The sequence below is a fragment of the Pleomorphomonas oryzae DSM 16300 genome (assembly GCF_000422965.1).
Taxonomy (GTDB): Bacteria; Pseudomonadota; Alphaproteobacteria; order Rhizobiales; family Pleomorphomonadaceae; genus Pleomorphomonas; species Pleomorphomonas oryzae.
Genome location: NZ_AUHB01000012.1, coordinates 1 through 15,262, shown reverse-complemented (window position 1 = coordinate 15,262; position 15,262 = coordinate 1). Strand labels below are relative to the sequence as shown.

Below are 15,262 nucleotides of genomic sequence, written 5' to 3'. Positions count from 1 at the left end.
TCAGACGTAGAGCTCGCCGCGACCGACGATGATCGCCTCGCCGCCGATGCGGCCGCCGGCCAGCTTGCCCTTTTCGATGATGATCTCAAGCTCGATGAGGCTGGGCCGCCCCATCTCGAAACCCTGTTCGATGACCAGCTTCTGCTCGCCATCGGCCGGCCGGTCGAAGCGGCGCACCACAGCCGAGAAAGCGGCGGCGGCCGAACCAGTGGCCGGGTCTTCGCCGATGCCGAGATGCGGCGCGAACATGCGGGCGTGGAAGTCATGCCCCTTGGTCACCACCTCGCGGCTATAGACGAACAGGTCGAGTTCGGTGGAGCCGAAAGCGCCTGCCCAGTGCGACTTGTCGACACGGATACGGCGCATGGCGTCGAGACCGGCCAGTGGCAGGAACACGAACACCGGGCCACCGCCGTCGAAGACGCAGGGCACATGATTCTCAAAGCCGATGTCGCCCCGGTTGAGACCGAGTGCCGAGGCAGCAAGGCCGATGTCGCCGTGGAACGGGCGCTCTTCCGGCAGCTTGGGCAGATCGAAGACGGCGCGGCCGGAGCGCTGCGGCGAGATGGTGACGCCGCAGCGGACCACGCCCACCTGCTCCTCCAACACCACCATGGCATCGGTCTCGCGCTCGATGCCCTGCAGGCGTTCGTGGGCGAGCAACACCGCGGTGCCGACGGTGGGATGGCCTGCGAAGGGCAGCTCGCGTCCCGGCGTGAAGATGCGGATTCTGGCCGACGTGCCGGGGCGCGACGGCGCCTCCACGAACACGGTTTCGGACAGATTGAATTCCTTGGTGATCGCCAGCATGGTGGCCGTGTCGAGGCCGTCGCTATCCAGTACGACCGCCAGCGGATTGCCCGTCAGTCCCTTCGCGGTGAAAACATCAAGAATCGCATATCGACGAGCCACTTGGTCTCTCCTGGGCGTACGGTGCCGGCCACCATAGTTGCGGCGGTGGCGTTAGTCCACGTCGGTTATCACCCGAATTTCACCACGCCTCTTCCCAAATGCGACCAAAATTACCAGCTATGGCTAATGGAAAGGATGCATCGGTCCGTCGTTATTCCAAGACCGAGCATGGAGACGAGAAATGTCCAGGCTATCGAAGATTGCCGCACCAGTCGCCATTGCCGCCGTTCTCTCCTCGCTGGCTTTACCGGCGTTGGCGGATGGCTACTATCATCATGGGCATCGCTATGATGGTGGCGACCTCGCCGCCGTAGGCGCGATTGGCCTTCTCGGTGGCGCCTTGCTCGGCAGCACGCTGGCCTCGCAGCCGGCGCAAGGGCCGGCCTATTACGACCCGCCACCGCCGCCGGTCTACTACGCGCCGCCTCCGCCGCCGGTCGTCTATCGCCCGGCGCCCGTCTATCGCCCGGCACCCGTGGTCGTCTATCAGCAGCCCGCTGCGGTTTATGCGGCACCGATGCCGCAGGAGCACCAGGCTTGGTGTGCCGGCCGCTATCGTTCCTATAATTCTTACGACAATACGTGGGTCGATAACCGCGGAAACCTGCGCCCCTGTCAGTCGCCCTACTACGGCGGCTGATCGGAAAGCCACCACCCCAGGCAGATCGCAGTACCTTAAACCGCTCGCCATGACCTCCAGGCGGGCGGTTTCTTTATATCCAGCCGGAATCAGCCCGCGAGCAGGCGCTTCGCGAAAGCGCGGCTATAGGCGGTGACTTCGGGACGATCGAGTTCGGCCGCGCTGCGGAAGGCCACCACCTTCGCCAGCTCACGCTCCTCCTGCCGGTCGAGTTCGGCCATGATGACGGCGACGAGGTGGTCGGCGGGCAGCGGAAAGCGCAGCACCCGGCCGATCGATACCCGTGGCCCGTCGAAGGCGGCCAGCATCCCCTCCATCGTCGCCTCCCCGGCAATCAGGCCGGTCTCCTCCCTGAGCTCCCGCTCGATCGAAGCGATCACATCGACATTGCCGTCGGCGTCGACATCGGCCGGCTCCAGGCTGCCGCCGGGCGGATAGATCTTGCCGGCATTGGCCGTCGTTGCTCCCATCACACCCAGGATCAGCGCGCCGTCCGACGACAGCACCAGCGCCGAGCCGAACAGGTTGCGGATGCCGATCTCCGGAAAGCCCCAATCGCGCCAGGCGATGAAGCCGGCAAAATCGCCCTCCACTGCTTCGCCCGTCAGCACGCCGGCGTTGATGGCGATGCCGCCCGGCGCACCCGGCGCGATGGTGCCGAGCACCCGACCGTTCCAGAGGTGAGGATTGGCGTTGAGGCAGGCCGCCCAGTGGGCCTCGATCTTGGGGCGCAGGTCGTCGGCGATCGGCCACGCGCCTGGCCGAAGGCGAAGGCGAATATCGGTAATTTCGTGAAGCATGAGGCGTTCCGGAAAAGCCGGCCAATCAGGCGGATCGGCAAACTCTAGCCAGCCGATGCGACCAAAGGAAGACGCACCGCTCCGATCAGGTGGCCGAGTAACAAAAATCCCCGCCGGATACCGGCGGGGATCGATTGTCTTGCGAGGTCAGATATCAAGCGGCGCGGATGGTTCCGACGAAGGCCGACACCTTCTGCTCCAGCACCGCCGACTGCTGGGCGAGATGCGACATGCGGTCGAGAAGATCGCGCGAGGCCGCACCGCTCTTCTCGGCGGTGGTCCGGACGCCGATGATGGTCTGAGCCACCTCGGCGGCACCGACGGCCGCTTCGGAAATATTGCGGGAGATCTCGCCGGTGGCGGCGTTCTGCTGGGTGGCGGCACCGGAGATCGACGAGGTGATGTGCTCCAGTTCGGCGATGCGGCGGGTGATATCGGCGATCTTCTCCACCGACTGCTGCGTGGCGCTCTGGATAGTGCCCATCTGCGCCTCGATGTCCTGCGTCGCCTTGGCGGTCTGGCTGGCCAGCGCCTTCACTTCCGAGGCAACGACAGCAAAGCCACGGCCCGCCTCGCCGGCGCGCGCCGCCTCGATGGTGGCGTTGAGGGCGAGAAGGTTGGTCTGCTCGGCAATGGCCTGGATCATGGCGACGATGGTGCCGACCTTCGACGCACTGTCGGCCAGCGAGCGGACATCATGGTCGGTCAGGCGGGCCTGCTCGACGGCAGCGCCGATCAGCGTCGACGCTTCGCCGATCTGGCGGCCAATCTCGGCGATCGACGACGACAGCTCTTCCGACGCGCCGGCGACCGCCTGCACGTTGGCAGACGTCTGCTCGGAGGCCCCGGCCACGGCAACCGACCGGCCGGAGGTCTCTTCGGCGTCGGCAACCATCACTTCGGCGGCCTTCAGGGTCGACTGCGCGGTCTGAGACACGGTGGCCAGCATCGCGCCGACTTCTTTCTCGAACTCGCGGGCCAGCCGATCGAGCAGCGCCTTCTGCTCGGCGCGCCGCTGCGCTTCCGCGTCAGCCTGCGCCGCCTTGAGCCGCTCGGTCTCGACCAGCGTGTCGCGGAAGGTGCCGACGGTATTCCAGAGAAGGCCGATCTCGTCGCGCCCAGTCTTGGCGGGAACTGCAACGTCCATCTTGCCCCGGGTAAGGTCGGCGAGGGCTCCGTTGACCTTGTTGAGCGGGCCGGCAATCTTGGCCGTGCCGATCCAGGAGGCAATGCCGATGCCGGCTAGGATGCCGATGACGGCGAAGATGATCAGAGTGCGACGACCGGCAACATAGTAATCTTCGATTGCGGCGCGCACGGCATCGAGATCCTGCCGATCGGCGTCGACGAGCTTGTCGACATCGGCCTGCAACTGCTTGCGATTGTTGCGGTTGGCGTCGTTGTTACCCTGCTCGTTGGCGGCGGCCGGCGATACTTCGATACCAAGCCGGGCGGTTTCAGTGCGGAACGTCTTGAATTCCTGAGCTTTGGCGACAACGGCGTCGAACGCCGCCTTGCGGTCGTCGGGCACGCGCGACGACCATTCCCCGAGCAGGTCGTCAATCGATTTCAGGCCCTTGACGATCCCATCGGCGAACGGTTTGGCCTTCTCGACATCCTTGGCAGCATAAATGCCGCGCGAGTCCATCACCACGGCGGTGATCAGCCGGTTGAGATGCTCGCCGTCATAGGCACGCTGCGAGGCCAACTGAAAGGCATCGACATGTTCGTTATATCCCTGCATGAGGCGGATGCCGAGCAGCGCCACGCCAATGGCGATGACGCCGAGCAGGGCGACGATCGAATAGAGCTTTCCTTGGATTTTCATTTTCGAGCTTCCGCAAACGCCGTCAGTCTAGACACAGGGAATGGCTGACTAAGCCGGAGAATAGAAATATTTCCATTGCCGAGTGATTAACGAGTGGAATGTTTCCAATGAACTGTACCGTACAGATGGCGGAAACCGCCGCGCTGATGAATAAAGGTTGCATTTCCCTCGGCATAACTTGAGGCTCGGATAACAGTAAGCCGCTCGGCGAGGCGTCTATTCTACCGTCGGTTGAATAACATTTCCTGCACTCCAAAAAGAAAAGCCGGAAAGCCTCGAGGCTTCCCGGCTTCGTCATCTTGAGAATGACGCGCTTAGCTGTTCCGAACCTTACGCCTGCGTCTGGCGATCAGTTGCGGGCCTTGTCGACCAGCTTGTTCCTTGGCGATACCCCGCGTCCGGGCGGGCTACCGCCCGGCGCAAGGCATAAAGCGTGGATTGCCCCAGGCGATCAGTTGCGGGCCTTGTCGACCAGCTTGTTCTTGGCAATCCACGGCATCATGGCGCGCAGCTTCTCGCCGACGGCCTCGATCTGGTGGCTGTCGTTGTTGCGGCGGATGCCCTTGAAGCGGGCGGCGCCGGCCTTGTATTCCTGCATCCACTCCGAGGTGAACTTGCCCGACTGGATGTCCTTCAGCACGCGCTTCATCTCGGCCTTGGTCTCGGACGTGATGATGCGCGGGCCGGAGACATACTCGCCCCACTCGGCGGTGTTGGAGATCGAGTAGTTCATGTTGGCGATGCCGCCCTCGTAGATGAGGTCGACGATCAGCTTCACTTCGTGCAGGCACTCGAAATAGGCCATCTCAGGCGCATAGCCGGCCTCGACCAGCGTCTCGAAGCCATTGCGGATCAGCTCGACGAGGCCGCCGCAAAGAACGACCTGCTCGCCGAACAGGTCGGTCTCGCACTCTTCCCGGAAGGTGGTCTCGATGACGCCCGAACGGCCGCCGCCGATACCCGAGGCATAGGAAAGCGCCAGCTCAAGCGCGTTGCCGGAAGCGTTCTGCTCGACGGCGACGAGGCAGGGCACGCCGCCGCCCTTCTGGTATTCGCCGCGCACCGTGTGGCCGGGTCCCTTCGGGGCGATCATCACCACATCAAGGGTCGCCTTCGGCTCGATCAGGCCGAAGTGGACGTTGAGGCCATGGGCGAAGGCGATCGCCGCGCCGTCACGGATGTTCGGCGCAATCTCGTTGCGATAGATGTCGGCCTGCAGCTCGTCCGGCGTGGCGATCATCAGGAAGTCGGCCCACTTGGCGGCATCGGCCACCGACATGACCTTCAGGCCGTCGGCTTCGACCTTCTTGGCGGTCGCCGACCCCGGGCGCAGGGCAATGACGATGTCCTTGGCGCCGGAATCCTTGAGGTTCAGCGCATGGGCACGGCCCTGCGAGCCGTAACCGACGACGACCACCTTCTTGCCCTTGATCAGGTTGAGATCGGCATCACGATCATAATAGACGCGCATGTTGTTGTCCTTCCTCGCTATTGGCGTTCTTGAGACGGCCGATCCCCGCCGGCCGTCGGTTCACTCGTGAAATCGGATTACTCGATGTCCTGGGCGCCATGCCCATAGAGACGGAAAAACTGCGAGATCGCCAGCCGCGCCCGCTGCGACCGTTCCTCGGCCAGACCTGCAGGCGGTTCGCCGAGCAGCATCCGCACGTGGCCGTCATGAACGATCAGGCCATAAAGCGTCTCGTAGGCCTCGCGCGTATCGGAAAACTGCAGGTAGCCGTGCCGCCGGCCAAGCTCCAGAAGGGCGCGGGCACGCTGCTCGATCGGCAGCCGACCGTGCTCGCGCAGCAGGGCGCCGAGCCGAGCGCCGTCGCGGTCGGCCTGGCCGATGGCGAGACGATTGAGCGCCAGCGACACTTCCCCTGAGAGCACACCGAGCAGATCCTCGGCAAAGACGACGAGGCTGCGGGTGAAATCGTCGAGGGTCGGCATGCTCTCGCGCGGCCCCGGCGTCCGCACCTTGCTCGCCTGATAGGTGATCATCGCCGCCAACAGGCCGTCACGATCGCCGAACCACTTGTAGAGACTTTCCTTGGAGCAATTGGCCGCCCGCGCCAGGCCGGCCGTGGTCAGCGCCCGCTCGCCACCGGCGACCAACAGCTGCAGCGCGCATTCCAGCACGGCATTCTGGCGGGGCGTGAAGGGCTCCATGGCGGAAGGTTCGCTCTCTGTCAGCGGTGTCGAAAACTTATGTACCGTACGGTACGGTTCCGTGGTTTTAGTGCGAGTGCCCTTCCCTTGTCAAGCGCCTCTTTCTCATGACCACATTTCAGTGAAACCCCGTCTTTCTCCTTAGGCATGGGTGGAATCCCTGATGAAAATCGCCTAGAGCAGTTGCCGACCGGATGGTCGCACCCGGCCAACGAGGAAACGCTCCAAAGTCAATCGCTTGCGCATGGCGCTACCCGTCCACCACATCGGCGCGTCACCGACGATCGACAAGACATGAGGGAGTTCGCGCTTGTCCACCCGCATTGAATCCGACACCTTTGGCCCCATCGACGTCGACGCTTCGGTCTATTGGGGCGCGCAGACGCAGCGCTCCCTCGGCAATTTCAAGATCGGCTGGGAAAAGCAGCCCAAGGCCATCGTCAAGGCGCTGGGTGTGCTGAAGCGCGCCGCCGCCGAGGTCAACCGCGATCTCGGCAAACTCGATCCCAAGCTTTGCGACGCCATCGTCACGGCGGCGCAGGAGGTGATCGACGGCAAGCTCGACGCCCATTTCCCGCTGGCCGTCTGGCAGACCGGCTCCGGCACCCAGACCAACATGAATGCCAACGAGGTGATCTCTAGCCGGGCGATCGAGATCCTGGGCGGCACGCTCGGCTCCAAGAAGCCGGTGCATCCCAACGACCACGTCAACATGAGCCAATCGTCCAACGACACCTATCCGTCGGCCATGCACATCGCCGCCGCCTCGGAAGTGATCGAGAAGCTGCTGCCGGCGCTCCACCACCTGCACAAGGCGCTCGACGCCAAGGCCAGGAGCTGGGCCGACATCATCAAAATCGGCCGCACCCACACCCAGGATGCGACGCCGCTGACGCTGGGCCAGGAATTCTCCGGCTATGCCAAGCAGGTGGAGAACGGCATCAAGCGCATCCAGCAGACGCTGCCGATGCTGATGGAGATTGCCCAGGGCGGCACCGCCGTCGGCACCGGGCTCAACGCCCCCAAGGGCTTTGCCGAGAAGATCGCTGCCCGCGTCGCCGAACTCACCGGCCACCCCTTCACCTCGGCGCCCAACAAGTTCGAGGCGCTGGCCGCCCACGACGCCATGGTGATGAGCCACGGCGCCCTCAACACCGTGGCGGCGAGCCTCTTCAAAATCGCCAACGACATCCGCCTCCTGGGTTCCGGCCCGCGCTCCGGCCTCGGCGAGCTGTCGCTGCCGGAGAACGAGCCGGGCTCGTCGATCATGCCGGGCAAGGTCAACCCGACGCAGTGCGAGGCGCTGACCATGGTCTGCGTCCAGGTATTCGGCAACCATTCGGCACTGACCTTCGCCGGCAGCCAGGGCCACTTCGAGCTCAACGTCTACAACCCGGTGATGGCCTATAATTTCCTGCAATCGGTGACGCTTCTCGCCGACGCCGCCATCTCCTTCACCGACAACTGCGTCGTCGGCATCGAACCGCGCGAAGACAACATCAAGGCCGCCCTCGGCCGCTCCCTGATGCTGGTCACCGCCCTCGCCCCCAAGGTCGGCTACGACATCGCCGCCAAGATCGCCAAGACCGCCCACAAGAACGGCACCACGCTGCGCGAGGAAGCGGTCGGCGGCGGCTACGTCACCGATGCGGAGTTCGACGCCCTGGTCAGGCCGGAGCGGATGATCGGACCGGAGTGAGCCTCAGTACCTGTGCCACCCGTCGAAATCCGCCTTGCCGAGCTTCACGCCCTCCCAGCGGGCGATGGCGTAGGCGGTGGTGTGGTGGAAGAACATGTTGGGCAGCGCGTATTCGGCGACGAAGCGCGCTGCCGGCAAGGTGATGTCGGCAAGGCCGGCGCGGTCGGTGACGATCTCCCTCTCGCGACCGTCGAGATCGGCCGGTCCTAGAGCCGACAGCGCACCCACGACGGCGGCAATATCGGCTCTGAGATCAGCAAACGACGCAGCCTCCGGGAAATCGAAGTCCGGCAAGCGCGGAACCAGAGGTCCGAGAGCCCTCAATGGAAACCGCGCGGCGATCCGCACCTGCGCCTCGAAGGGCAGCATATCCGGAGCGAGGCGCGACTGAAGCAGCGCCTCCTGCGGCAGGTCGCGATCAGCGACATAGGCCGCCGCAATGAGGACAAGGCCGTCGAGCCGATTGAGATAGCGGCCGAACACCGGCACGGAAATGTCATGAAGACTAATCATTCTGCGCTCCTATGAAGCGCAGTATCGCCTGGGGTATCGACAGGTTTTGTCATCAGCCCCAAACGACAAGAGCTGGACAGCAAGCTGCCCGGCCCTTATTGACGATCGACACCGCTCACCCCACGCGGATGCGGGTGGCGAATTCCGACGACTTGGTCTTCAGTTGATCGACGGAGCCGAGCAACTCGCCCGACATGGCGTAGATGGTGGCGACCGCCGTGCCCGACGTCTGGGCCGTCTCGGCGACGCCGTTGATGCCGGCCGACACCTCCTGCGCACCCGATGCGGCGTAGGTGACGCTCTGCACGATGGCCTGTGTCGCCGCCATCTGCTCCTGCATCGACGCCGACATGGTGACGCTCACCGACTTGATCTCTCCGATGGTCGAGGAGATGCGGTTGATCGCCTTCACCGCCCGATCGGTCACATCCTGCACCGTCGAAATATGGCCGGAGATTTCGTCCGTGGCCTTGGCGGTCTGGCCGGCCAGCGCCTTCACCTCGCCGGCGACGACGGCAAAGCCCTTGCCCGCTTCGCCTGCTCGCGCTGCCTCGATGGTGGCATTGAGGGCCAGGAGGTTGGTCTGATCGGCAATGGAGGTGATCAAGCTCACCACCTCGCCGATACGATGCGTCGCCTCGGTGAGGTCACCGACGATGGTCGCTGTCTGCTTTGCCTGGGTGCCGGCCTCCTCGGCAATGGACCTGGCGCTTTCCACCTGACGGGAAATATCCTCGATCGAGGAGGAAATCTGACCGGCCGCCGCCGACACTTCCTGAACGTTCTGCGACATCACCTGCGACGAAGCGGAAACGCTGCAGGCGGTGGATGCCGTCCGCTCGGTGGCCGTCTGTAGCGACGACGCACCCTGGTTCATCTCGACAGCCGCCTTGCCGACCGCCTCGACAACGCCGCCCATGGTGCCTTCGAAATCGCTGGCGAGTTCCGCTAGCAGGGCGAGCCGGTCGCATTCGCGGGCCGCCTCGGCATCGCGCTGCTGCTCCCGCAGCCGCTCCGCCTCGACGCCATTGTCGCGGAACACGGCAAGCGCCCGCGCCATGGTGCCGATCTCGTCCTTACGCTCGGTGCCGTGCGGCGCCTCGGAGAACTCGCCCTTGGCGTAACGTGACATGGCCGCCGACAGCTGATGAATCGGCACCGCGATGCCGCGTTGCGAGATGGCAAGAGCCACCAGCAGGCCGGCCATCAGCCCGCCGGCCACCATCGCCACCATGACGGTGACGGTGGAATTGGCCTCGGCGTCGAGCGCGCTTCGGTTGGCAACCAACTGCGTCTCGACGGTCGACAGGAGCTTGTCGGTGGCCTGCAAAATGGCGTCGATGCGTGGCTCGACCTCGCCGGAGATCACCTCGCGACCATGGCCCGCATCCATCAGCTTGGCCGCCTCGACCACCTCCTTGGTCTTGGCGAACAGCTCGTCGAGCGGCTGGGCGATGGCGTCGAGATCGGCCGACAGATCGGCCCGGCGCGAGCGGATGCCATCGATCGCCGTCCGGAACTGCGGCTCGGCGTTCTTCACCTCGGCGGTCAGCTTGTCGAGCTGGTCGCTGTCGAAGGTGGTAATCAGCCGATAAAGCGTGGTGTTCAGACGGTAGGCGGCGCCCTCGATCTCCTTGGCAAGGAGGGTGGACTGGGCATCGCGATCGATGAACTGCGCCTGCTCGGCGTTGAGCTTCGTCATGCTTTCAGCCGCGTAGAAGACGGCAGCCAGCGAGAAGACGATAATGGAGACGAGCGAAATCGCTATCTTCAGCGAAATTCGCAGATTTTTGAGGGCCATGCATTCCTCCCGACATACGCCCGATACATCGGATTGTCTGCATAAGTACGGTTAAGAATCCCTGATCGGCTTAGCCGGCTGACCAAGAAATAGCCGTTTCGTCCTTAAGAATAGCATCATGGCGCATAGTCGACGGGCAGCGGCGCTCCGTCTTTCAGCGTTTCCATCGAAATGGAAGCGCTCACGTCAAACAGTTCAACCTTGCGGATGATCTTCTTGTAGATCACGTCGTAATGCTCGACACGCGGCAGGGCGAGCTTCAGGATGTAATCGACGTTGCCGGTCAGGCGATGGGCTTCCACCACTTCGGGTATGTCGGCGATGACGGCGGCGAAACGCTCCATCCAGTCAGCCGAGTGATGGGCGGTACGGATCAGGGCATAGACGGTGGTCGGCACGCCCATCCGGCCACGGTCAAGCACCACCGTGCGGCGGGCGATGTAGCCCTCGGTCTCCAGCCGCTGGATGCGTCGCGAGCAGGCAGACACCGACAGCGCCACCCGGTCGGCCAGATCGATGACCGAAAGGCCGGCGTCGCGTTGCAGCAGCTCCAGGAGCTTTCGGTCGCGTTCGTCGAGCATGCGCCCCCGATTCCCTTGCATCAGAAAGATGGCGCATCTATTTTGCACGATATGCCACAAGAGCGCCAGTTGTTTGCGTGAATGGATTATCGAGCGCCGCGGCTTGCAAACGCCTTGCGCGTGAACGACGCTATGATTAGCCATCGCGACAAGGGGACCTGTGATGCGCACCATTGGCCTTATCGGTGGCATGAGCTTTGAGAGCACCGCCATCTACTACAAGATGATCAACGAGGCGGCGCGGACGCGTCTTGGCGGCCTGCATTCGGCCGAACTGGTGATGCATTCGGTCGATTTCCAATCGATCGTCGATCTGCAGAAGGCTGGCCGGTGGAACGATGCCGCCGCCCGCCTCGGCAAAGCCGCGCAAGGGCTGGAGCGGGCCGGCGCCGACTGCGTCTTGATCTGCACCAACACCATGCATCTCGTGGCCGACGAAGTGGCCGCCGCCGTTCAGATCCCGCTCCTCAACATCATCGACGAGACGGCAAAGGTGCTGAGCGCCGCCGGCATCCGCCGGCCGCTGCTGCTTGCCACCCGCTACACCATGGAACAGGGCTTCTATGCCCGGCGCATGGCCGCCCATGGCCTGGCGATGACCACGCCCGGCGAGGCCGGCCGCACCGTCGTTCACGACGTGATTTTCAACGAGCTGTGCGCCGGCGTCGTCCGTGACGAATCCCGCGCCGCCTTCCTCAATCTGATCGCTCAGGCGAAGGACGAAGGCTGCGACGCCGTCATCCTCGGCTGCACCGAAATTTGCCTGCTGCTCGACCCCGACGCCCTGCCGCTGCCGGGCTTCGACAGCACCACGATCCATGCCGCTGCGGCAGTGGATTTCGCCTTGGCCGGCGAGATGAAGGTGGCTGCGGAGTAACAGGGCGCCCTATATCAGCGCCTTGTCCTATCCTGCCTGAGGTCCTCTGCCTTCGCAGAGGAAGACAGCTTATATGTTTGTTTCTGATATATAATTTTCTTGTCTTCCTCTGCGAAGGCAGAGGATCTCAGGCAGAAAGAGGTGCAACGGCAATATCAATTGCCTCATGCGCTCACGCGTCGGAGTCACCGAGCGCGCAGCGATAGCGGCGCACCGTTTCCGCCATGCCGTAAACAAGGCAATCGGCGATCACCGCGTGGCCGATCGACGCCTCCGCAATGTGCGGCGTCCGTTTGACCAGCGGCGGCAGGTTGTCGAGCGTCAGGTCGTGGCCGGCGTTGACGGCCATGCCGAGCTTGACCGCCGCATCGGCCGTGATCGCCACTTCCTCGAGCCGCGCCCGCTGCTCGGCGGGATCGAAGGTGTGGCCATAGGGGCCGGTATAGATCTCGATGCGCCGCGCGCCGGTCAGCGCGGCGGCGGCCGCCTGCGTCGGATCGGCGTCGATGAAGATCGAGGCGCGCATGCCCTCCCCCTGGATGCGCTTCACCACATCCGACAGGAACGCCTGGTGGGTGACGCAATCCCAGCCGTGGTCGGAGGTGTTCTGGCCCGGCATGTCGGGCACCAGCGTCACCTGGTCGGGGCGTGCCGCCTCGCAGAGTTTCAGGAACTCCTCGGTCGGATAGCCCTCGATATTGTATTCGCGGCCCGGCCAGTCGGTTCTCAACATCTCCTGCAACGCGAAGACATCAGTGCGGCGGATGTGCCGTTCGTCCGGCCGTGGATGCACGGTGATGCCGGCAGCCCCTGCCTCCAAGGCAATACGCGACAGGCCGACCACCGAGGGCCAGGGCAAGTCGCGCCGATTGCGCAGTTGGGCGATGGCGTTGACGTTGACGGAGAGCTTGGTGTGGGTCATCGAAGCCGACCTGAAGGTTGGGACGGGCCGGACGATAGTCCGGCGACCCTCGCCGCACAAGCGGCCTTCAGGCGGCCATAAACAACGGCAGACGAAGCCGCCTGCCAGGCTCAAGGCCGATCAACAGCTCCGGCTCGCCTTCGGCGATCTCCAGTGCCTTGATCAGACCGGCGCGGTGGAAGCTGTCGAGCGCGCCGCCCGCGACGGGGAGCCTCGGCAGCGTCAGCCGTTCGATGGTCAGCTGGGTCAACCCGGCCGCCGTCTGCCGACGCCCGGCCCGTCCGTCGGTCCAGTCTGCTGGTGGCGCATGGACCGGCGAGGAGAAAGCCAAGGGCATCGCCGGATCGTCGCCTTCCTCAGACATGGCAATCGACACGCCGGGTGGAAAGTCGGGGTTGCGATAGGTCCAGCTCTTGCCTGGCAGATCGCCCCGGCAGGCGATGCCGAAGGGCGAGGCGCCGGTCTGCCGCCACGCCGCCCGCTGGGCAAAACCGGCGCGGCCGAGCGGCGAAGCTTTCAGTTCACTCTCGTCGACGACGAAAAGCAGTTCGAGATATGCGTTGTCGAAGGCATAGCAAAGGTTGGCCGTTCCTTGCCCCACGTGCCGGCGCGTAAACGATGGTTCGAGGCCGAGCGCGGCAAGCCGATCGAAGGCAACGCCGCCCGGCTGCGCATCCGCCGGATCAACGAAAACAAACAGATGATCGAGTTCAAGATCGGCCATGACGCCTCACACCAGAACCTTGCCGACTGTAGCGATGGCCGTTTCGATTTCCTCGTCGGAAACGCCGGTGTCGAGCAGCATCTCGTTATGCGCCTTGCCCGAGGGGATCATCGGCAAGCAGTTGGCGAGGCTGATCACCTGGCAGTCGAACAGCACCGGACGATCGATGCGGATCATCTCCTCGATGGCATCGTCGAGCTCGGAAGGCTTGGAGCAGCGGATCCCCACCGCGCCATAGGCCTCGGCCAGATGCACGAAATCCGGTTGCGAGTCGGTGGTGGAGTGGCTGAGCCGGTTGCCGTGAAAGAGCGTCTGCCACTGGCGGACCATGCCCAGATGCTGGTTGTTGAGGATGAACACCTTGACCGGCGCATCGTGCTGCACCGCCGTCGACAATTCCTGGATGCTCATCTGGATCGACGCGTCGCCGGCGATGTCGATCACCAGCGAACCCGGGTGGGCGAGCTGGGTACCGATGGCCGCCGGCAGTCCATAGCCCATGGTGCCGAGACCGCCCGACGTCATGAAGCGGTTCGGCTCGTCGAAATGATAATACTGCGCCGCCCACATCTGGTGCTGGCCCACCTCGGTGGTGATGTAGGTGTCACGGCCCTTTGTCAGCTCGAACAACCGCTCAATGGCATATTGCGGCATGATCGCCTCGGCCGAATGCCGATAGGTCAGGCACTTCTTGGCCCGCCAGCCGTCGATCAGCTTCCACCAGGCGGCATGCGCCACCTTATCCTGCACCGGCTTGCGGGCATTCCAGGCGGCGATCATGTCTTCCAGCACCGAGCCGACATCGCCGACGATCGGCAGGTCGACCACCACGTTCTTGTTGATCGACGACGGATCGATGTCGATGTGGATCTTCTTGGACTTGGGCGAGAAGGCATCGATGCGGCCGGTGATACGGTCGTCGAAGCGCGCGCCGATGCAAACCATCACGTCGCAATCGTGCATGGCGAGGTTGGCTTCGTAGGTGCCGTGCATGCCGAGCATGCCGAGCCAGTTCTTGCCGGAAGCCGGATAGGCGCCGAGGCCCATCAGCGTCGAGGTCACCGGGAAGCCGGTCATCTTGACGAGATCGCGCAAGAGCGCCACCGCCTTGGGACCGGAGTTGATGACACCGCCGCCGGTATAGAGGATCGGCTTCTTGGCGGCGGCCATCAGCTCGACGGCCTCGCGAATGGCGGCATCCGGGGCCTTCACCGCCGGATGATACTGCGTCAGCGACTTGTCCTTGCAGTTCTCGTAGGTACCGGTCTGAAACTGGATGTTCTTCGGAATGTCGACCAGAACCGGGCCGGGACGGCCGGTGGTGGCGATGCGGAACGCCTCGTGCAGGATGGCCGGCAGATCCTCGATGCGGCGGACCAGCCAGTTGTGCTTGGTGCAGGGCCGCGTGATACCGACCGTGTCGGCCTCCTGGAAGGCGTCGGTGCCGATCAGCGTCGTCGGCACCTGGCCGGTGATGCAGACCATCGGAATCGAGTCGAGCAGCGCATCGGTCAGCGCCGTCACCATGTTGGTGGCGCCGGGGCCGGAAGTGGCCAGCGCCACGCCGACCTTGCCGGTCGAGCGGGCATAGCCTTCGGCGGCATGTCCCGCGCCCTGCTCATGACGGACGAGGATGTGGCGAACCTCTTCCTGCTGGAACAGTTCGTCGAAGATCGGCAGCACAGCGCCACCGGGGTAACCGAAAATGGTGTCGACGCCCTGATCGATCAGCGCCTGGATGACCATTTCCGCGCCTGTCATCTGCCGTGTCATCGCCTGTTACCTCAAGCTCT

The 15,262-nt window shown here is 64.1% G+C and carries 14 protein-coding genes; 3 read left to right on the top strand and 11 right to left on the bottom strand.

Annotated elements, in window-relative coordinates; genetic code table 11:
* The gene (locus G522_RS0118490; protein WP_026792319.1) at positions 1-912 is read right to left on the bottom strand and encodes a PhzF family phenazine biosynthesis protein; all 912 of its coding nucleotides are present in this window, start codon (positions 910-912) and stop codon (positions 1-3) included.
* 181 nt (positions 913-1,093) lie between these two features.
* Between G522_RS0118490 and G522_RS29175 the strand changes: the two genes are divergently transcribed.
* A complete protein-coding gene (locus G522_RS29175) occupies positions 1,094-1,552 on the top strand; it encodes a BA14K family protein (RefSeq protein WP_051228815.1) in 459 nt (152 codons plus the stop codon).
* 89 nt (positions 1,553-1,641) lie between these two features.
* On the opposite strand, the gene G522_RS27545 is transcribed toward G522_RS29175, so the two are convergent.
* The 4 genes from G522_RS27545 to G522_RS0118465 all read right to left on the bottom strand — a co-directional run bounded on the left by G522_RS27545 (position 1,642) and on the right by G522_RS0118465 (position 6,352).
* The gene (locus tag G522_RS27545) at positions 1,642-2,352 is read right to left on the bottom strand and encodes an NUDIX hydrolase (protein ID WP_051228813.1); all 711 of its coding nucleotides are present in this window, start codon (positions 2,350-2,352) and stop codon (positions 1,642-1,644) included.
* A gap of 154 nt (positions 2,353-2,506) precedes the next feature.
* Complete coding sequence (locus G522_RS0118475; RefSeq protein ID WP_026792318.1) at positions 2,507-4,180, bottom strand: methyl-accepting chemotaxis protein; 1,674 nt, start codon at positions 4,178-4,180, stop codon at positions 2,507-2,509.
* Positions 4,181-4,631: 451 nt separating this feature from the next.
* Positions 4,632-5,651 (bottom strand): ketol-acid reductoisomerase, encoded by a 1,020-nt coding sequence (gene ilvC / locus G522_RS0118470; protein WP_026792317.1) that lies wholly within the window; start codon positions 5,649-5,651, stop codon positions 4,632-4,634.
* A 77-nt stretch (positions 5,652-5,728) separates the two neighbouring features.
* Positions 5,729-6,352: a TetR/AcrR family transcriptional regulator C-terminal domain-containing protein gene (locus tag G522_RS0118465; RefSeq protein WP_036839984.1), complete on the bottom strand. Its 624-nt coding sequence runs from the start codon at positions 6,350-6,352 to the stop codon at positions 5,729-5,731.
* Between the two features lie 310 nt (positions 6,353-6,662).
* Here G522_RS0118465 and fumC point away from each other — a divergent pair, with 310 nt between their 5' ends.
* Positions 6,663-8,051, top strand: a complete 1,389-nt coding sequence (fumC, locus tag G522_RS0118460; RefSeq protein WP_026792315.1) for a class II fumarate hydratase — start codon at positions 6,663-6,665, stop codon at positions 8,049-8,051.
* A 3-nt stretch (positions 8,052-8,054) separates the two neighbouring features.
* Here fumC and G522_RS0118455 read toward each other — a convergent pair whose 3' ends face one another.
* The 3 genes from G522_RS0118455 to G522_RS0118445 all read right to left on the bottom strand — a co-directional run bounded on the left by G522_RS0118455 (position 8,055) and on the right by G522_RS0118445 (position 10,946).
* The gene (locus tag G522_RS0118455) at positions 8,055-8,564 is read right to left on the bottom strand and encodes a DUF1993 family protein (RefSeq protein WP_026792314.1); all 510 of its coding nucleotides are present in this window, start codon (positions 8,562-8,564) and stop codon (positions 8,055-8,057) included.
* 115 nt (positions 8,565-8,679) lie between these two features.
* Positions 8,680-10,365, bottom strand: coding sequence for a methyl-accepting chemotaxis protein (locus G522_RS27540; protein WP_051228811.1), 1,686 nt, complete (start codon positions 10,363-10,365; stop codon positions 8,680-8,682).
* A 116-nt stretch (positions 10,366-10,481) separates the two neighbouring features.
* Positions 10,482-10,946: an Lrp/AsnC family transcriptional regulator gene (locus G522_RS0118445; protein ID WP_026792313.1), complete on the bottom strand. Its 465-nt coding sequence runs from the start codon at positions 10,944-10,946 to the stop codon at positions 10,482-10,484.
* Positions 10,947-11,109: 163 nt separating this feature from the next.
* Between G522_RS0118445 and G522_RS0118440 the strand changes: the two genes are divergently transcribed.
* A complete protein-coding gene (locus tag G522_RS0118440; RefSeq protein WP_026792312.1) occupies positions 11,110-11,823 on the top strand; it encodes an aspartate/glutamate racemase family protein in 714 nt (237 codons plus the stop codon).
* Between the two features lie 172 nt (positions 11,824-11,995).
* On the opposite strand, the gene G522_RS0118435 is transcribed toward G522_RS0118440, so the two are convergent.
* From G522_RS0118435 to G522_RS0118425, 3 genes are all read right to left on the bottom strand, one after another.
* Positions 11,996-12,745: a pyridoxine 5'-phosphate synthase gene (locus tag G522_RS0118435; protein ID WP_026792311.1), complete on the bottom strand. Its 750-nt coding sequence runs from the start codon at positions 12,743-12,745 to the stop codon at positions 11,996-11,998.
* Between the two features lie 67 nt (positions 12,746-12,812).
* Complete coding sequence (locus G522_RS29170; protein WP_026792310.1) at positions 12,813-13,469, bottom strand: VOC family protein; 657 nt, start codon at positions 13,467-13,469, stop codon at positions 12,813-12,815.
* Between the two features lie 6 nt (positions 13,470-13,475).
* Complete coding sequence (locus G522_RS0118425) at positions 13,476-15,242, bottom strand: acetolactate synthase 3 large subunit (RefSeq protein ID WP_026792309.1); 1,767 nt, start codon at positions 15,240-15,242, stop codon at positions 13,476-13,478.
* Positions 15,243-15,262: the final 20 nt, after the last annotated feature.